At 44.5% G+C, this 19,581-nt stretch carries 11 protein-coding genes; 6 read left to right on the top strand and 5 right to left on the bottom strand.

What is annotated here, in order from left to right:
• The first annotated feature begins 38 nt into the window (after positions 1-38).
• Entirely contained in the window at positions 39-1,667 is a 1,629-nt protein-coding gene (locus tag G636_RS0104610; RefSeq protein ID WP_155832320.1) for a glucosyltransferase domain-containing protein, read from the top strand.
• Between the two features lie 24 nt (positions 1,668-1,691).
• Complete coding sequence (locus G636_RS0104605) at positions 1,692-3,767, top strand: hypothetical protein (protein ID WP_026507077.1); 2,076 nt, start codon at positions 1,692-1,694, stop codon at positions 3,765-3,767.
• 79 nt (positions 3,768-3,846) lie between these two features.
• Here G636_RS0104605 and G636_RS0104600 read toward each other — a convergent pair whose 3' ends face one another.
• The 4 genes from G636_RS0104600 to G636_RS17310 form a co-directional block, all read right to left on the bottom strand.
• Positions 3,847-4,707, bottom strand: coding sequence for a carbohydrate ABC transporter permease (locus tag G636_RS0104600; RefSeq protein WP_026507076.1), 861 nt, complete (start codon positions 4,705-4,707; stop codon positions 3,847-3,849).
• A gap of 85 nt (positions 4,708-4,792) precedes the next feature.
• Positions 4,793-5,698, bottom strand: coding sequence for a carbohydrate ABC transporter permease (locus G636_RS0104595; RefSeq protein ID WP_026507075.1), 906 nt, complete (start codon positions 5,696-5,698; stop codon positions 4,793-4,795).
• A 290-nt stretch (positions 5,699-5,988) separates the two neighbouring features.
• Positions 5,989-7,353, bottom strand: a complete 1,365-nt coding sequence (locus G636_RS0104590; protein WP_026507074.1) for an ABC transporter substrate-binding protein — start codon at positions 7,351-7,353, stop codon at positions 5,989-5,991.
• A 171-nt stretch (positions 7,354-7,524) separates the two neighbouring features.
• Positions 7,525-10,209: a glycoside hydrolase family 3 protein gene (locus tag G636_RS17310; protein WP_035778750.1), complete on the bottom strand. Its 2,685-nt coding sequence runs from the start codon at positions 10,207-10,209 to the stop codon at positions 7,525-7,527.
• 417 nt (positions 10,210-10,626) lie between these two features.
• Between G636_RS17310 and G636_RS0104580 the strand changes: the two genes are divergently transcribed.
• The 4 genes from G636_RS0104580 to G636_RS0104565 all read left to right on the top strand — a co-directional run bounded on the left by G636_RS0104580 (position 10,627) and on the right by G636_RS0104565 (position 15,312).
• Positions 10,627-11,370 (top strand): helix-turn-helix domain-containing protein, encoded by a 744-nt coding sequence (locus G636_RS0104580; RefSeq protein WP_026507073.1) that lies wholly within the window; start codon positions 10,627-10,629, stop codon positions 11,368-11,370.
• Positions 11,371-11,448: 78 nt separating this feature from the next.
• A complete protein-coding gene (locus G636_RS0104575) occupies positions 11,449-12,432 on the top strand; it encodes an acyltransferase (protein WP_026507072.1) in 984 nt (327 codons plus the stop codon).
• Between the two features lie 43 nt (positions 12,433-12,475).
• Positions 12,476-14,044 (top strand): DUF6056 family protein, encoded by a 1,569-nt coding sequence (locus tag G636_RS0104570; protein WP_026507071.1) that lies wholly within the window; start codon positions 12,476-12,478, stop codon positions 14,042-14,044.
• Positions 14,045-14,112: 68 nt separating this feature from the next.
• On the top strand, positions 14,113-15,312 hold the full coding sequence (locus tag G636_RS0104565) for an ATP-grasp domain-containing protein (RefSeq protein WP_026507070.1): 1,200 nt from the start codon (positions 14,113-14,115) through the stop codon (positions 15,310-15,312).
• Between the two features lie 146 nt (positions 15,313-15,458).
• On the opposite strand, the gene G636_RS19335 is transcribed toward G636_RS0104565, so the two are convergent.
• On the bottom strand, positions 15,459-19,310 hold the full coding sequence (locus tag G636_RS19335; RefSeq protein WP_051226522.1) for a S8 family serine peptidase: 3,852 nt from the start codon (positions 19,308-19,310) through the stop codon (positions 15,459-15,461).
• Between the last annotated feature and the right edge of the window lie 271 nt (positions 19,311-19,581).

The following is a 19,581-nucleotide window of genomic DNA, read 5'->3' as shown; positions in this document are numbered from 1 at the left end:
GATAATATATCTACATATGCTAATATGTGGTGGGAAGGATGGAAAAAGTTATGACAGCTAAGTATGATCAAGAGATATCACAGGCTACAAAGGGTATATTATTAAGAAAACTCTATGATTCTTACAGCAGCTATATCAAGCTCTGCTTCACCAATATGGTTATTCTTTTTATGGTTTTTGGCGGTTTTTACCGTAGTATCTTTGCCAATGGGGATACTCTTTGGGGAGCCATATCTCCTGATGATACCTTTCGTGCCAGACTTGAAAACTATCGCTGGCTGTCTGCTGTATTTGAAGGTATTTTTAATAAAACAGGATTTCTTCCTGCTCTTCATTTAAGACCGTCTCTTATTTTTTTGATCTTTTCATTTGCACTATCTCTTACCCTTTTGCAGATAGCATTCTGGCCTTTGTTCTTTGATGTGGATTTTAAGGAGTTTAGCTTTAGAAAGCATTTTTCTCTAAGAGTACACATTTACAGGCTGGCCTTTACGGTGGCTTTTTTAAATGTGCTTAATTGCGAATTCTTTTATTATACTGAGAGCATGCACATTTTTGCCATGTCCTTTATCTTCATGGCTCTGGGCGTTTATCTATATTCCAAAGAGAGGTATATAACAGGGCTGATAGCCTTCTGCATGGTATCAGTTACTTATCAGGTGACCTGCCTTACCGCTGTCATAGTCATGATCAGCTATGTCTATTTCTATTATAAGGGACATATGGACAAGAGGATGTTTTGCAGAGCTTTATTCTATGCAGGAACGCCCTCTGCCCTTTTCCTTCTCAACTATATGACGGGGCCATGGATATTGGCAGTGCTTAATCGTATGGGCTTTGGTGGTAATCCTGCCAAGGAAGTGCTGGTCACAATGTCACCTTCTGAGCTCATTCGTGCATATACAGGCCAGCTCCACGATGCCTTTGCCAGCAGCCTGAACCTGACTCCCGAGCTGCATCTGCCCCTTATACTATTACTGGCAGCTGCGCTTCTTGTGACCTGCGTTAGTATTAAAAGGGGCAGGATAGCTGATATTTTTACCTTTTTGCTATATCTTTTGGTCATGATCCTTTGCAGCTTTTCTCTTCAGATATTTGTACATCCTGAGAATTTTGAAGTTCGTCTGATCACACCCTTTACCTTTATGCAGGCTATGCTCCTTTTGGTGCTGATCTTTTATTCCGATGCTTCATTGCTTCGCAACTGGGTGGAAACTGCCTCGTATGCTCTTGTCATCATAACAGTTTGCTTTAATGCCTTTTTTATCCAGTGCGTTATAGAGAATCGTTTGTTAAGTGAATCTCTTGATTATATTTATGCTGAACAGATATTTGACTATATCAGGGATTACGAGCTGGGCACAGGCAATACTGTTGATGAGATGGCTGTAGTTGTGGATAAAAACTCAAAAGACTTTTACAGTAGAGTCTTTTTTAATAAGAGTACAGTGAATAAGCGCTGCTATGACAGATATACCTGGGCATTTCTCCAGTATTGTTCATCCTTTACTTCTATTGCAGGTTCCCTTGAGGGAAGGCAGTACAAGCATGTTGATATGGATGACAAGCTCTATCAGGAGTGCTTTGAGGGCAGGGACTGGAAGGAATTTGAGCTTAAAGAGCAGGTTGTATTCTCAGGGAATAGGGTGAATATCTGCGTATTTTGATCGAATGATGTTTTGGGGGAAGATATGAAGAAAAATTGGGTGAGACTTTGGCTGCCGCTTGGCACTAGTCTGATTTTAATGGTGTTATTTATATTTTCAGCGCCTGTGTATTCCAGTGCGGGGGATGGCAGTATAGCCAAATATCTGTCTATGGCGGGCGCTGATCCCGGCTTTAATTCTATCTCTGTGGGCATTGGAGCTATTTTAAAGCTTTTTTACAGGCTCTTTCCTGCTGTTAACTGGTGGACTTGTTTTTCTATCTGGGCCATCTTTTCATCCATCTTTATCATAATGCTGTCTGTAAGCTTTTCTTTTGGTGGCTATAAGGGGCTGGTCCCTGCACTTATGGCAGGGCTTATCACCTGGCAGGCTGCTCCCGCCATAGAGATCAATTTCACTCAAACAGCTATGCTCCTGGGAACTGCGGGAATATCCCTTCTTATGACCCTTTGGCATTTCGCCGCTGGTTACGTTCGGATCGCTGCAGCTGCGGTGGGAATGCTCTATATTCTCCTGGCAGGGAGCCTGAGAGAAGATGCTATGCTTCTGTGCATTCCCTTTGCAGGGCTCATACTATTCCTTCGCTTATTATCCCTTTTGTATACGGCTCGTTTAGATAAGGGAGCTGCTCAGTCTGATAGTAAGGACTTGCACGGTTTAGATAATCCTCTTAGACCAATATGCTCCGGAAGAGGTTTGTACTACATGATAGTGCCCTTTTGCACTCTCCTGATCGCTGTGATCTTATCTTATGGCTCCCATAGGCTATATAAGGCTGCAGATCCTGACATCGCTTTCTTTGAAGAGACCTTTGATCTGACAAGAGAAGTCTACGATTATCAGGAGAGATACCCTGATTATGAAGATATGAAGGAAGGCCTTGATGCAGCAGGCCTTACAGGCAGCTGGTATGGTATGGTGCAGAATTATTACATCATAGACAGCAGCCACTTTACGCCTGAGACCTTAGGCGTAGCCGCTTCCTACAGAGGACCCTCACATGCAGGCTTTGAGAGCTTTATTTCGGTGCTTGCCGATCACAAGGCAGTAATATTACTCCTTGTACTGCTCTTTGCAGCATCTGTATTGATATTTGGTTTTGCAACTCCCATTATATCTCTTATGATATCTCTAATGGTGCTTGCAGCATCAGGCTTTTTCTTTGTATATCTGGACCGCTTCGTCTGGAGGGTCATAGGCGGAGTGGTGATATTGTGCATGGTACTCTTTTTGCAGCTAATAGCATATTGGAGGGAGTTACGGAAAAATGTGGGTGGTGTTAATCTTGCAGGATACCGGATATATATATCGCTGGCTATACTGATCCTGGCCATTAGCGTAGCAGGCGTGACTACTGTAAGGTCGCATCATTTCGAACTGCCCATAGCTAAAGTGACTGCAGCTGACAGGGCAGAGCTGCTGGATCATATTGATAGTAATAAGGACATACTATATGTGGCTCCTGATATGTACTATTCCTGCCATAATGTCTGGTCGAGCCCTGCTCCTGACTATCTGTCCAATAAGCTCTCTGACAGCGCGGGCTATAACCTGGGGCGAGGGAGAGACTTGCTGGCAAGGGGAATAGGCAGCACAGATGACATAGTCATAAATATGATCACCAGGCCTGATATTTATTCGGAATATGGGAATGTATGGATAGGCTATCTGTGCGATTATTACAATCCCTATGTATCTGCCTCCATAGTAGATGAACTGCCGGGAACAGATGCCTTTTGGGTCTCCTATATGGCGCCTGTAGAGGCCCCACAAGAGGAGCCGGATAGAGGGGATATTACTGATCTGGTGATGAATGTAGAGACTGCAAGGGAGACTGACAGCTATCAGGTGATAGGGGTCAGCTGCAGGATATCAGACGCTGACGCCGGAAACAGTTACTACCTGAATGTGGAGAATCCTGCTACGGGAGCTATTTATTCCTATCAGCTGGTGAGAGAAGATGACATTCTAAGGGGCGGCATGATATGGAGGAAGAATACCTGGTCTCTTACAGACTGTCGTATGTATATAGTGGAGAAGCGTCCTGACATCAGCGTGAAGATAGCGGATATCACAGGTGCTCCTATAGGTTATGAATAAGAGTCATTGGGGACGTAATAGATTGACTCATTGCATGCAATGAGTCAACCTGTTACGTCCCCAATGACTCCTTAGTGAGTTATCCCTTTACACCGCCAAGGGCGATTCCGCCCACGATGTGCTTGGATAATAGCAGATATACGAGGATGACCGGGAAGATGGAGAATGCTATCATCACGTATACCTGGCCCATGTCGAATTTCAGGAAGTCCGCTCCTCTTAGCTGGGCTATGAGGATGGGAAGGGTCTTTTTGTTGCTGTCATGGAGTATCAGGGCAGGGGTGAAATAATTGTTCCAATTGCCTACAAAGGCGAATATGGCTTGTACAGCAAGTGCCGGTTTTAGTAGGGGCATTACGATGAAATTAAAGGTCTGGAATTCACCTGAGCCGTCTATCCTGGCTGCTTCCACAAGTGATATGGGAAGGGAACTCTCCATATACTGCTTGATGTAAAAGAAGGTTATGGGTGCTGCAATAGAGGGTAGTATCAGCCCCCAGTAGCTGTTATCCATGTGGAGCTTGTCCAGCAGCTTGATAAATCCCAGTGCATTTACCTGTGTGGGGATCATCATCACCATAAGGATAAAAGTGAAGATGAACTTCTTGTATTTGAAATCATATGCATGGATTGCATAGGCTGTCATGGCTGAGAAGTAAGTGCATAGGATAGCCGAGCAGCTGGCTACGAAGAGGGAATTGAGCATGCCTCTGACAATGGGGATAGTACCTTCTGCCAGATGTATCCAGTTCTGCAGAAGGCTTTGCCCCGGGACGGCACTAAAGCCCTGGGTGGTCAGCTGGGAATGTGACCTTGTGGCATTTATGAAGAGCACATAGAACCAGAAGAGGCATAGGAAGCTTATGATAGTCAGTACTATATAGCATATGATCCTGCGAAGTCTGATCCCCGTGATCATTCCTGTGTTTTTATTGTTCATACGGATCCTTTCAAGATAGAGAGCTTTATAAGAGTCTACTCTCATTAATCTATTGATTTATATTGTTTTCCGGGATTCTTTTGCTTTATTCCTTGCTCTCTGACAGTTTAAAGACCATCATGCTCAGGATGGCTGTGCAGAAGAAGAGGATAACCGACAGAGCGCCTCCCAGGCCGTAATTCTTGTTGTAGAGATGCTTGTTGAGATACATGATCAGTGTCATGGAGCTTCTCACGGGATTACCGCTGCCATTAGTAAGCACCTGAGGTACGTCGAACATCTGCACGCCGCCTATAAGGGATGTGATCAGTGTATACACCAGTATGGGGCGTAGAAGTGGCAGGGTCACGTGAAAGAATATCTGGCGCGGCTTTGCACCGTCTACCTGGGCGGCTTCAAAGAGAGCGGGATCTATGCCCAGCATACCTGCCATGAGGAGGATTGTAGTATTGCCAAACCACATGAGCAGGTTCATGCCTGCGATCAGGCTCCTGGTAGACCATACATGAGACAGGAATTTATAAGGACCGGATAATATTTGCAGGTCCATGAGCAAGCCGTTTACCGGACCTCCGTCTGAGAAAAGGGTAAAGAATAGCATGGAGAAAGCAGATGCCATGATCAGATTGGGCAGGTAGATCACAGTCTTAAAGAATCTGGTACCCTTGAGCCTCAGGCTGGGATCGGAAAACCAGGCTCCAAGGAGAAGAGAGATCAGTATCTGGGGGATAAACCCCATGATCCAGATGATCACTGTGTTAGCTGCATATGTTAAAAGCTCTCCTCCTGACAATAGCGTAACGTAATTGGCCAGGCCGACAAATCTTGGTCCTATCTGTGTCAGGCCTGACATATAGTTTTCAAAAAGTGAATTATAAAAAGTAGTAAAGAGTGGTATCAGGTTGAAGATCAGATATGTTACTACAAAAGGGATGAGAAAGATATATCCCCACCTGTTATATCTGACGGCCTTTCGATTATCGATATTCATATGTCCTCCCGAATAGCCCTGTTTTTGGATTTTTTGCTTGTATGCCAGGGCCTGCACCATATATTTGTGGTTAAACTCGCAAACGCTTCGCTTTTTGCTCGTTATAAAATCACTGCTGACGCAGTTCTACGGGTACGGGGCTTATAACCCCGCACCCGTAATCAAGATATTCCCACCACCTAAAGTTGGTGGGTTATCTTGATTATTTTATATATAGTGCTGCATTTTCTTTGAAAAACTGCCTCCCGGTGCAGCTGGGAGGCAGTAAGGAATGTAAGCCGTAAAACTTATCAGTAGCTGAGTTCGGGATATCTTTCTACACATGCCTGATAGAAGAGATCCAGCGCTTCGTCAAGAGTGGCATTTCCCTCGAAATAGTTGGTGATAGCTGTTTGGAAGTCCAGGTTACAGCCGGAGTCATAGCTGGAGAGATTGGAGAGATCTATACTCTCAACGCCTGCACAATACATGCCAAGAGGATTCTGGCCGCCCAGGATCTTGCTGGAATAATCGGAGCTGGATGCCATCTCGTTCATGACGTTTTTGTTGTTTGCAAAATCATCATCTTTTACAACGATATCTTTGAGGACTGATTCATCTGTTGTCATTGTCAGCATGATGTCCTTGATAAGAGATCCATTATCTGTGCCGTTTGCAGCGCAGATCCATGTGCCGCCCCAGAAGAAGCCCTGAGGTCCGGTTGCTGCGCCCCATCCGCCCTGATAGCCAATAGAACCTTCGGTATCAGCGGCCATACAGAAGTTGATGAGCCATGCAGGCCCAAAGTAGCAGAATACCTTGCCTTCAGGATAGAAGCCTGTAGACCAGTCTGCTGACCAGAGTGCATGAGTTCCGGTTGCGCCCATATCATAGAGCTTTTTGGAATCTTCCACCCATCTCATGATGTTGTCGTCGATATTGATCTTGCCGTTTTCAACCCATTTACTTGTTACGTTGTTGGAATATACTCTGTAGGAATCCATTACGGAAGATGTCATATGATAGCCTGCATCCACCATTTTTTCAGCAGTCTGGTTGAATGTATCCCAGTCCTTGACATACTGCTGTACTTCATCGGGGTCGTCAGTGCCCAGGACTTCCCTCGCAGCTTCTCTATTGTAGAAGAGTACGCCGGGAGTGCCTTGCCACGACAGGCCCTTTAGATTACCATTAGAATCAGTAACTACATCTTTGGTATACTGATACTGATCTGCTACATCACCGGCTGTGATACCCAGATCTGCTACAGGCACTGTATAGTCTGTATCTACATACTTAAGTGCATAGTCAGCTTCTACCAGGAAGATGTCTACCTTGTCGTCTGCAGCTGCCTCTGACTGCTTTTGCAGTGTGGCATCCAGATTGTTCTGATAAGCATTGTCATCTGAAGGGGTGATGTTCCATACAACAGAGACATCGCCAATCTTGCCGTGGGTAGCATCTACTTCTTCGTAGTCTGCGTAGTGGTCTGTGATGCGGCTCTTGAATTCTTCGTTCCAGCAGTAGATATTCAGAACCTTGCCATCGTCTGCAATCGTTGCTGATCTTGGTGTAGCTTCATCGCCAATGGTGGTGCTGCCCGCAGAACCGCAGGCGGAGATGAGAGATGTAGCCATTACTGATGTGACCAGGATAGAAATGAGTCGTCTTTTCATATAGCCCCCCTTTATTTAGAAAAAATATGGATGATTTATATATTTATTCTAATTAAAAGAGGGAAAATGCTATATTAAATTGAAGCAAATTATATCAGATATATGCTCATAGATTATCAATTTTGCGTTTAATCAATCCTCGCCTAGGGCTTTTCCTTTTTGATTGTTTCTTTAAACTTTTTTTTCTCTTAGTACGCAGTTTCTGATCTCCATTCCGCCCTGGCCAAAGTAAATCTTTATGTACGAGTTGGTGGAGATGGTTCTTATTTCATCAATCTGATATTTCATATAGTCGGTCTGGCTTCCGTCCAGGACAATAGTCTTTAGAAGATTATTGTTTTGATATATGGACAGAGGAAGCTGGGCTACAGGATTGTCGCCTGATGCTCTGATCTCAAAGCTTAGTGAGAATATTCCTTTGCCTGTTTCCAGATCGAAAATATTATAGATGCCTTTGGAATTATCTATATCATCCAGATGGAATGCATTATCAGAAGGATCTCTTTCTATCACTATATGCCTTGTCTTATCGTCTGATTCAGGTTCTGCCACACTTTCAAGCATCTTATCCAGCTCCGACACCTGTCCCCTCATTCTCTCAAAAGCCGGCAGACGCATGAGCGTTTGGAGGATATGTGAGGCAGCTACGCAGTAGGCAGCTCTGATACTGTGGTCGCTTTCGAAGGCTGCTTTTGAGCTGTCATCGCTGTCCCCGTCGGCAGGAGAGGGCATTACCATATACAGGTCATTGCCGGCCTGTACCATGGCTGCGGTGTTGGCTCTTGTACCTTCGCTCCCCGCATTATCATTAGCCTTAGCCCACCAGTCAGTCATGACTACACCGTCAAAGCCCCATTCATCTCTAAGAACAGCTGTTACCAGGTCGTAATTTCCTGCTGCATAGAGACCGTTTATCATATTGTAGCTGGTCATTACAGCCAGGGGGTGAGAATTTCTGACAGCGATCTCAAAGCCCTTAAGATATATTTCTCTAATAGCTCTTTCACTTACTATTGCATCAATCTCAGTCCTTTTGAATTCCTGATTATTCAGCGCAAAATGCTTGATGGTACCGCTGACTCCTGCTTTGCTGATCCCCCTTTGCTCGGCTGCTGCCATGAGACCTGTCAGAAGAGGATCTTCTGAAAAGTATTCAAAGTTTCTGCCGTTTAGAGGATTTCTATGAATATTCATACCGGGACCCAGGATCAGGTCTATCTTGTTTTTTCTAAGCTCCAGTCCCAAATGTTCAAATACTGACTCTGTCAGAGCTGTATTCATAGATGAAGCTATGCACAGACCATTGGGCAGGGAAAAGGCTTTGGTGCCGCAGTCCATACGTATCCCGCTGGGGCCATCTGCGCAGGCGGCCTTTGGGATGCCCATGTCCATGAGTCTATCCGTGACTCCGCCAAAGGCTCCGGCAATACCGGGGGTGACAAGAGTGGGACTCATGCCTTCTCCTCTGACTATTGCCCTAAGGTCCTTGTCTGTCAGCTGGGAGAGGAAGTCGTCCATGCTGATCTTGTGTGAATACAGATCTGATAGTTTGTAGCTCTGATCTCCCTTGTATTCTACCAGGGCTCCCTGCTTTTTAGCAGTGGTCCTGTGCTCTTTATAGCTCTTTTCGCTAAAGGCTTCGCTGCACTGCATTACTGCTATGGTCTCATCCTGCCTGTAGCTATATACCTTCTTTGCTGAGCTTACATCGCCGCCAAGGTAGAATTCATAATCGCCTTTTTCCAGGATATAGCAGCTCTTATACCCGCTTGCGCCCTCTGAGTCATAAGAGGAGATATCATATTCTGTGAAGGATAGTTCCAGTTCCTGGCTTTCTCCCGGCTGGAGGGTCAGTGATTTATTAAAGGCGCAGAGCACCCTCTTTGCTTTGTCCAGCTTCCCTTCAGGGGCCTTTACGTAGAGGAGGACACTGTTCTTGCCTGCTGTAAAACCTGTGTTTGTGACCTTTGCTATGAGTCTGAAGCGGTCATTTTCCTTATATGCTCCTGCCAGCTCAGTAGTAAAGCTTGTGTAGGACAGTCCATATCCAAAGGGATAAGCAGTCAGGCTCTCATCCTGTCCTGCATAGTATCTGTAGCCTACATATATACCTTCTTTGTATTCATTTCTCTTTGGGTCGCCATGATTTTGGACTGATATATCGCGGTCAGGGTATCTGATGATGGTATCAGGCAGGCGTCCCGAGGGCGATACTCGTCCTGTGAGTACATCTGCTACGCCCTTGCCTCCCATCTGACCTCCCTGCCATACATATAGAATGGCAGATGGCTGGTATCTCTCAGCCCAGCTCATGTCTATCACATTGCCTGTATTTAAGAGCACGATGACTCTGTCGTAGGCTTTTGTGACCTTGGAGAGGAGATCTTCTTCCTCATCTGTCAGCATGTAGCTCCCCTTTTCGCAGGCGTTGTCCTTGTCTTCGCCGGCTGTCCTTCCTATGATCACAATAGCTTTGTCAGATCTGGATCTGGATTCCTCCACCAGGCTGTCGGTCACCGGCATCTCTTCCTGGTACCAGGGCTCTGCTGCCCAGCCCACTCCCTCATCAAAGGGGTGATCTTTTACCCAGATCTCGTATGCTGCTCTCAGCTCGGTGTCTATTACCAGATCCTCCTCAAGGAGACTTTCGTATATGCCGTATACAAAACGGGTATTGACCAGTCCTCCCGAGCCTGTGCCTGATTTGTAGTAATTGAGCTGAGCGCGGCCAAATATAGCGACTTTGTCATTTTTGCTCAGAGGAAGTGCATTGTTCTCGTTTTTTAATAATACAATTCCTTCGGCAGATAGCTGTCTTGCTGCATTTGCGTAATAGTCAAGATTATAGTTTAACATGTGTTTTCTTTCCTTGTAATTTGATACAATGTATGATATAGGAGTCATAAGTCAAAATGCGTACATGCTCGCATGTAAAGCAATTTGACTTCATGACCCTAACAAACATGAGGAAAAAGCAATTTACGAAGTAAATATGCGATTTCCGAATGTTTGTAGGATTGCGAGAGTTTCGAAGAAACGAAGCAATCCGTATATCATACATAATGATTGCTAATGTAACAAGTCAAAATGCGTACATGCTCGCATGTAAAGCATTTTGACTTCATGCTGTATATCGGTGTGACTGGCCGGATGTCCTTATACACCTGGCATCACAATTATTTAATCTATAGACAAATCATATTTCAATATATTATCATCAGGTAAAAAATACCAGATTGATGTCATGTCTTTTCAGGGAGATGGGGGATAGATATGAATATTGAGAAAGAGTGGAATGAAGCGGAATATGAGATGACTGAGAATGAGATCATCCATAAGCCGCTCACATCAGAATATAATCTTTATGCAGCAGTTGTAGAGGGAGATATGGATTATGTGAGAAAGGATTGTGCCGAAGGCGGATTTGCCAATCCTGAAGGCATGGGCGTCCTCTCCAACAATTCCCTTCGAAATATCAAATATCACTTTGTCACTGCCACTGCTCTGATCACCAGACATTGCGCTGAGAATGGCATGGACAAGGAACAGGCCTTCAGGCTCAGCGATTTCTATATTCTCAAGATGGATACCCTTCAGAGTTTTGATGAAGTGGTAGCTCTTCATGACCAGATGTGCCAGGATTTTTGCGGCAAGATGAAGCTCCTTAAGAGCTCTGCAGCACTCTCTATGCCTGTTACCCATTGCCTTAATTATATCTATGAGCATGTAAATGAGAAGCTGGAGCTGGCGGATCTTGCCATGGAAGTCAATGTATCACCCTCTTATCTTTCCAAGCTCTTTAGCAAGGAGCTGGGGGTATCTGTCTCAGAATATATCAGGAGTCAGAAGATAGAAAAGGCCAGGAATCTCCTGAAATACTCTGATTATGATTTTGCCAATATTGCAAATTACCTTGCCTTTTCTTCTCAGAGTCATTTCATAGATACCTTTAAAAAATATACAGGGATGACTCCCAAGAAGTACAGAGATAAATATTACAGCACTACCTGGAAGTAAGAAGCGTTTGCGAGTTTAACGGACCAATTTAGCATATAATATCATCTTGGAAATAATAGATTGGATAAAAGAGGTCGTATGAATAAGAATAGCAGTTTGAGGATCCAGCTCTTGCGGGCTATTGCTATCATTGCAGTGGTGGGGATCCATAGTAATAAGGGTTATTATGATGGGATATGGATCAGACCTTTCCTGAATTTTGCGGTTGGGTCTTTTCTTTTTTTGTCCGGTTATCTTACAAAGGGTGGTGTCAGCGATATTCCCCGCTTCTATCAAAAGAGGCTCCTTAGGGTATTCATCCCCTATTGCATATGGTCTGTGCTCTATACCTTTGTCTACAATTCGTGGGGGGCATTTGTTAGGAATTTCCTTACGGGCAACTGCTGCGATATATATTATTTTGTATTGGTATATATGCAGATGGTAATATTGACTCCTTTTCTTATCCGCCTCATAAAGAGCAGATATTGGATACTTGGCTTTATCCCTACTGCCGCCTTTGTCATAGTCAGGACCCTTATGAACCTTCGGGGCACTGATCTGCCTTATGTATACAGGATGAACTTTTTTTATTCCTGGCTTTCTTTCTTTTATCTGGGTCTTTGCCATGCAAGGAGGCGCATTGATATCAGGCGTATCCCCCTTAAAGCATATATTGTGCTCTGGGATATATTCATGGCCCTGCAGATCCTGGAAGGACATTTCTGGTTTGGATCCTTTGGAGGCCATGTGAGCTATGACCTTGCTGTATCTCAGCAAAAGGCCACTGCCATACTCTCCACACTTGTCCTATGCTGCATATTTGTCTATTATATTGAATGGGAAAAAGAGCCGGCGGATAATGTTTTGATCAGACTCCTGAAGAGAATCGGTGATGTCTCCTTTGGGATATATCTGACCCATGTGATGCTGCTCATAGCCTTGAACAAATGGGTATATACTCTTGTTCCGGATATTTTTCCTCTGAACATGATACTTACTACGTCTGCGTGCGCACTTATCTTGTGGGGTGTCAGGCTGCCAATCGGAGAGAAGCTCTCATCCTATTTGGGGATATCCTGAAAATGTCCTATATGAATGTGATAGCAGTTACCGGGAAGATAAAATGGGAAATACTGACAATTTGAAGGAAATAGAAAATAAATACAAAGTAAATAAACGATTCGATGTTTTTGGCAGGCTCATTGCTGCCTCAGGAGTACTGGTGACGATCCTGCCAATAATGCTGGCATCCCGATACGTAGTACTGGCTGCAGATGATTTCTCAGTCATGAGGATCATCAGAGAAGAGCCGGGTGGGAGCCTTATAGGCAGACTTATCCATCTCATGATCAGGCTCTATTACAACTGGTCTTCGGGATATGGAGGGGTTCTGACAGAGTTCTCCCTTGCTGCTCTTATTGACAGCAACAGGGCATTCCTTGGTGTGTATCTGATACTGGCACTGATCATACAGTTATTTGCACTTTATCTTTTTGTGGGAGCGGTGTGCAGATATTTTGGCCTGGCTGATGCCAGGGTCCGTTTCTATGCCTTCTGCGGCATCATCATATCCTGGCTGGGATATTACAATTATGCAGAGGTCAGCTTTTGGTTCATAGGTAACGTGGCTTATGGTATGTCGCTGACCCTGGCGCTACTTGTCTTTAGTCTGGAGCAACTATCCTTTGAGAAAAAGAGCATCCCTCTTCTCGTACTGAACATTCCTCTGGCTATCCTCCTGGGAGGTATGGGGATACAGTCGGGGGCAGTGATCTGTCTCTTTATGCTGATAGTCAATATTATAGAGATCATAAAGCTAAGGAAGATCAATATCTGGTACGGCATTCCTTCGCTTTTGACGGCAGCTGGCTATCTGGTACATCTGACAGCTCCCGGCAATTTTGTCCGCAGGGATTCCATGGGAGCAGAGGGCAGTATGCTTGGCGCTGTGGCTGCCTCAGTTACTAGTTCCTTTGAAGAGATACTTAGAAATCTCAGGAACCCCTATCTGCTCCTTAGCCTGATCTTTATCTTTTACCTGGGCCTTGCAAAGAGCAGAGCTTTTGATCATGGCAGCAAAGCCCTGACAGCTGCCGATAGGAGTGATGCGTCAAACAGCCCTATTTATATGAGCCTTGGAAGATTCCTTATAAATCTGGCTCTTTCTTTTCTTATAGAGATGTCTGCAGTTGTTACTGTGTTTATGGGAAAGGGCACATACGGGCTTGATACCCTTGCGCCCAGGGGACTGTATGTATATGATTTTGTGACTATCATCGTCCTGCATTATATAGTCTTTATCCTTGGCGTTTTTTGCACGGATAGTGGCGCTTTTGATAAAGTCTTTTTGGGAGCCGGACCTGATAAAAAGGCAGGAACAAAACCGGGATTATGCCTTGCCCTTATAGCCGGAGTCATATGTATCGCATTTGGCAGCAGGCTCATAGAGAATGCCGCCTGGAAAGAGATAACATCCGACCTGGTATACGGACATATTCAGGAATATAATAGAGAGACGAATGCGCTGATGGAAGAGATAAAAAGCAGCAAGGAAGAAGATCTGGTCATAGATAAGCTTCCTGATTGCCCTGACAGCTTCTATCCCTTTATGATCACAGCTGATCCTGATGACTGGCTCAATATTGCTGTTGCAGGATACTATGGCAAAAGCAGCATAGTCACTGCGCCATAGACTGGTGTCCATTGCGCGATTGGCTGTAATGAAGGTTATATGTCTATAAACTTGTAAGGAGAACACAAATGGCAAAGATTATGGTGGTTGCCGGCGGCGACTGGCAGATAGAGCTTATAAAGAAATGCAAGGAGATGGGGCATTATGTTATCTGTTCCAATCTCTATGAAGTATCACCGGCTTTTCCCTATGCGGATGCCTGTGAGGTTTGCAATGTACTGGACAAAGAGGGTAATCTTGAGATAGCCCGTAAATATATGCCCGATGCAGTGATCTCTGATCAGAGTGATATTGCAGTACCTACAGTAGCGTACGTCAGTGAGAAAATGGGCCTTAGAGGCATCGGCACAAAGCTGGCGGACCTCTTTACCAACAAGGGCATCATGAGACAGTTTGCCCATGATAATGGTATCAATATTCCCGAATACAAGGTCTGCAAGACTCCTGAGGATGCCATGGAGCTCCTTGATGACTTTGGCAGGATCATCATCAAGCCTCTGGATTCACAGTCAAGCCGCGGTGTCTTTACTATCACAAGCAGAGAAGAGCTGGAAGAACATTATGAGGAGACCATCTCATTTTCCAACAGAGAAAAGGTTTTTCTTGCTGAAGAGTATATAGATGGAGACGAATTTACCATAGACGGTCTGGTAGTCAATGGTCATCATTATCCTCTGTGTATATCGGTTAAAGAGATGTACAAGGAAAATATGAATATCTCCAAGACTCAGACCTACACGTATGCAGGTATGGGACATGATTATGACAAGCTTAGAGCTGCCAATAGAGAACTGATCATGAAAGCAGGACTTCCCTTTGGTCTGACTCACTCTGAGTACAGGAGCCATAATGGCAGGTATTATCTCATAGAAGCAGGTGCAAGGGGCGGCGGCAGTAATCTGTCTGCCAAGATCGTTCCCTTTATGAGCGGAGTGGACAATTATGAGTATTACATTAAGAGCGTGCTGGGTGAGCCGGTAGATGAGACGCCTCTAAAGAACCTGGTGCTTCCAAGAGACAGGGCTGTTATCATGCGTTTCTTTGACTTTGGAGAAGGAATTGTGAGGAGTATGGAAGGCAGAGACTATCTGATAAACAGTCCCAACCTTATTGACTATCAGCTGGAAGTCAAGGCAGGAGACAAGCTGGAAAATCCCAGATATGGACGCCTTCGCCCGGGACACTTTATCATCGGAAGTGATGATTATGCTTCTCTAAAAGAAGAAGCTGCAGAGATTGTGAAGAATGTTCATCCTGTATTTGAGTAATGTCCAAGGATTGTGAGAACTTTTGAGAAACGAAATCACTCCGCTTATCATATGGTGTCAATATCATGGCGGGGTGATTATAAAAAAGGCCTGCCGGGAATCGTTCCCGGCAGGCCTTTTACTGTCAAAATATAGAGCTGATCAAATTATTTTTCGTCCAGAGTGTCTACATATTCAACATGCTGATATTCAAAATCAGATGAGTATGTTGACTTGAAGCTATTGCCTGATACTCTTACCAGGATACTGCAGCTCTTGTTTGAACCATCCATGGTTTTGATGGTTATTGTGGAAGTGCCGCTCTTAAGTCCGATAATACCCACACTGTCGGCGGTACCATATTTTGTATTTGCCGCTCCTGCATAAACGGCAGTAGCTACTTTCGGATTGCTGCTGGTGATGCTAAAGACGGTCTGACCGTGAAGGTCTGCATCATGTGTTTCGCTTCCGATTTTGCATTTCTGATAATAGTCGATCGCAAAACCATATCCTGCTGGAATGATCCCACTAAACATTGCCTTAGTGGTAAGTTTGCCGTTATTCATTCTAAAGCCCATACTGGTGGTTTTGGTTATGATCATAATGTCTTCGGAATCCGAGCATCCTGATCCGTCAGCTGCTGTGGCTGTAACACGTATTCCGATATTGCCTGAACTTCCTATAAGGTTGATGTACTTATTGATGTTCTTAATGAAGGTCTCAGTGCTGTTGGTTGTAACTTTACCGGAAGATACTTTTGCAAAAGCTTTTGCCTTCTTAAGCTGTTCCTGGTTGTCAAGCTTTTTGGCGCCGGTGAATTTGCCATCAGTGCTCATGCCGCTCATGGTATAGAGTTCATAAGACCAGATGACATTTTTGTTTGAGGGCTTGCCGTAGGTGTTACCTATATTTGCTTTCAGTTTAAGGCTGCTGCCTGTTGCAAGATAGTTTTCAAGACGTCCGTTAGGAGCTGATAATGTAATTTTTGAAACAGGAGTGATAACCTTTACCTTAACTGTTACCTTCTTGCCGGAACCGTCCTGAGCCTTGGCTGTAACCTTGGAAGATCCGGGCTTAAGTGCATTTATTGTCACCTTGTTGCCGGACTGGCTGATAGATACGGCCTTGCTGTTGGAGCTGCTCCATACAAGATCTGTTCCATTATCTGCTGTAGCTGTGATGCTGGTGGATGTTTTGATATTGCCTCTTGCGATAACACCCAGTGTTACACTTGTACTTGATGCTGTTACTTTTGTAGCCTTTGCCTTGGTAGTAACATTGAAGCTTGCAGCCCTATGTCCATTGTCCTTGGCGGTAGCAGTGATTGTAAGAGTCTTGCCTGCGGCAATGGTCTTGGCAAGCTTGACTTTACCGCTTGAAGCATTGATGCTGGCTGCAGGATCTCCTGTAATAGTCCATGTAACAGCTTTGGAGCTTGCGTTTTTGTTAACCTTTGCAGTGTACTTGGCAGATGTTCCGGGAGCGATATATTTCTGGCCGGAGATGCTGATCTCTGTAACTGCCTGTTTGACAGTGACTTTTATTTTTGCCTTTTTGCCGGAACCGTCTTTTGCAGCTGCTGTGATGGTAGCGGTTCCTTTACCTACAGCTGTAATTTTTCCGTCTGTTACTGTTGCAACTTTGCTGTTGGATGAAGTCCAAAGGGGCTTGTATTTAACTACATTCTTGCTCTTATCAAGGAGCTTTGCATAAACGGTGATCGTGTTAGGAGTTGCTCCTGTGTAAAGTGATGCCTTTTTAACGGTCTTGCCTGCTGCATCGGTAATAGATACAGAGCTGATAACTTTGGTGGCTGATACCTTAACTGTATAGGTTGCTGACTTGGCAGATTTCATGGAATCTGTCTTAACCTTAACTGTGATCTTGGCAGTACCTGCAGATACAGCTGTCAGGTTAACGCTCTTTGCCTTATTCTCGCTTGCGATCTTTACAACATTTGCATTTGAGGATTTCCACTCATATTTAACTGCTGAGTTGGTTGTTAAATCCTTCTTTTTGCTGTCAACTGCCTTGGCATTAAGAGTCAGTGTGCTTCCGGAGTTCTTTACATAATCATAAGTCATAGGAAGCTTTGCACCGGCTGCGGCAGATATAGTTACCTTGCTGACAGCAGGAACGGAGGGAGTGGTTTTGGGAGGTGTGACCGTTGTTTTAACAGCCTTGGCTGACTTCACCATCTTGTATACGTTTACAATACCGGCACCCATTCCTGATCCGGCACCCTTGGTAGCTGTTGACTTAAGAACGCTCTTCATCTTGGAAGGAGATACGTGACCTGCCTTGGACATGTAGAGCGCGCAGGCACCTGTAACGATAGGTGCTGCCATTGATGTACCTGACATCTCTTCAAAGCTGCCTGTTCCTGAAGTGGACCAGATATTTGATCCTGGAGCGGCGATATCAGCCCAGTTGCCGTATGTGGAGAAGTCGGATCTGGTTCCTGATTCATTAACGGATGTTACTGCGATGGTATATTTACTTCCGGCAGGATAGTTGTAGGTATTGGCACTGTCGTTACCCATAGCTGCAATAAGAGTTATTCCGGCCTTATAGACTTCCTTCATAACTCCTTCTTCTGTGGAACTAAAGCCTATTCCGCCAAAGCTCATATTGATGACATCAACTTTGTCTTCCTTGGCATTACGGAGCTGTCTCATGATATCACCACTGGTAAGATCGCTATTGTAGGCATAGACCTTAGCTCCGGGAGCAATACCGGCACCGCCTGTACTGTTACCTTTTTTTGCAGCAATAAGACCTGCTACATGTGTACCGTGAGTATTTCTGGTAGTGCCGTCGCCCTTTGCATAATTGAACTCGCCGTGCTTTGCAACACCTGAGTCAATGACACCGACTTTAACATTGGCTACTCTGGCCAATCCATCAGCGCCCAGAGATCCCCATGCATCAAAAGTTCCAATCATGTCATGGTGCCACTGGAATCTGGAATCGGTGGGATTAAGATAAGGATCATTGTAGAGCTTGCCCCAATTCTTGATCCAGGTATTGGATGAGGAGGTAAGGGTAGCATCTCCTGAAGCTTTGAACATCTCACCTTCTGTATCTTCATTATCTTCGTTATCTTCTTCACCGGCTTCTGCTATGATCTGAGATATGATAGTGCTGGTATCTTCGACAGTGATCGGAGCCGGGTCTTCTATCTTTCTAATATAGTTAGGTGATACTACAGGGATCTCAACGGTCGCATCGAAAGCACATTCATAGGCCTTTGCAACGCTGATCTCTGATTCACTAAGATCGATAACAGCAACACCGTTATCAAAGCTATCCAGGCTTCCGCCGTAAGCTGCTGCTATATCCTCTGCATGTTCTTGTGTATCTGCCAGGGTGACAACTTCGTCTTCCACGTAGTCAACACCTTCGATGAGTGCCAGGAAATTGCTGAATTCATCCTTGTTTTCGAGGGCAATATCCTTAACTTCCTGCTCGTCACTTGTGAGCTGATAGTCATCGCCCATGCTCAGAAGTTCGGAGTCTTCTTTGGCATCTTCATCTTCGAATAATGCTTCTTCTTCAAGCTCATTTTCTTTGGCTTCTTCAGCTTCCTCAGCTTCCTTAGATTCTTCAGCATTTTCCGTATCTTCTGCCGGTTCTTCATCTGCTGTTTCATCTTCGGATTCTGTTGCTTCTTCTTCAGAAGACTTTTCATCCTGGGTGTCGTCTTCGGATTCGTTAGCGTTTTCGTCAGAATCTTCATCGACGGTTGTGTTATCTTCGCCGGCCTCTTCCGGAACTGTTTCGGAGGAAGTATTATCCTCTTCATTTTCAGTAGCGGCTTCTTCGCCTTGTGTTATTAAGTTTTCATCATCGGTGTCTTCTTCAGACGTGGTGTCTGAGATATTGTCTACTTCAACAATACCTTCACCAATAGAGCCATCGGTGCTCGCAGATGCAGCGTAAACTGCGCTTCCTTCCCCAAGAAGCATTGAAAATGCAAGCACACCGGCCAATAGGCTGTGTAACTTTTTTCTTTTCATCTCTCTTCCTTTTTCCCTATTTTTTAAATAGATTTAATAGATTTGTGAAAAACACAAACGACATTGTAAGTTATTGTTAATAAATTAGCAAGCAATAAAATCGCAAAATGAATCATATATTCCTGTTTTTTTGTAATGATACCAATGCGACACAGTGAACAATTATTTTTTATTAATTTGCATAAAATACACAGTGACAGACATTTGCTATTTATGCAATAATAAGTTATTGCGCGTGGGGTAAGAGTGTATTGTGCTGAAAATAATCGGA

Source organism: Butyrivibrio sp. MC2013 (assembly GCF_000424585.1).
Taxonomy (GTDB): Bacteria; Bacillota; Clostridia; order Lachnospirales; family Lachnospiraceae; genus Butyrivibrio.
This window is presented reverse-complemented; position numbering and strand designations above follow the sequence as displayed.

Coding starts and splice junctions, on each gene's coding strand:
- G636_RS0104610 (WP_155832320.1), top strand. CDS start 39: ATGGAAAAAGTTATGACAGCTAAGTATGATCAAGAGATATCACAGGCT.
- G636_RS0104605 (WP_026507077.1), top strand. CDS start 1,692: ATGAAGAAAAATTGGGTGAGACTTTGGCTGCCGCTTGGCACTAGTCTG.
- G636_RS0104600 (WP_026507076.1), bottom strand. CDS start 4,707: ATGAACAATAAAAACACAGGAATGATCACGGGGATCAGACTTCGCAGG.
- G636_RS0104595 (WP_026507075.1), bottom strand. CDS start 5,698: ATGAATATCGATAATCGAAAGGCCGTCAGATATAACAGGTGGGGATAT.
- G636_RS0104590 (WP_026507074.1), bottom strand. CDS start 7,353: ATGAAAAGACGACTCATTTCTATCCTGGTCACATCAGTAATGGCTACA.
- G636_RS17310 (WP_035778750.1), bottom strand. CDS start 10,209: ATGTTAAACTATAATCTTGACTATTACGCAAATGCAGCAAGACAGCTA.
- G636_RS0104580 (WP_026507073.1), top strand. CDS start 10,627: ATGAATATTGAGAAAGAGTGGAATGAAGCGGAATATGAGATGACTGAG.
- G636_RS0104575 (WP_026507072.1), top strand. CDS start 11,449: ATGAATAAGAATAGCAGTTTGAGGATCCAGCTCTTGCGGGCTATTGCT.
- G636_RS0104570 (WP_026507071.1), top strand. CDS start 12,476: ATGGGAAATACTGACAATTTGAAGGAAATAGAAAATAAATACAAAGTA.
- G636_RS0104565 (WP_026507070.1), top strand. CDS start 14,113: ATGGCAAAGATTATGGTGGTTGCCGGCGGCGACTGGCAGATAGAGCTT.
- G636_RS19335 (WP_051226522.1), bottom strand. CDS start 19,310: ATGAAAAGAAAAAAGTTACACAGCCTATTGGCCGGTGTGCTTGCATTT.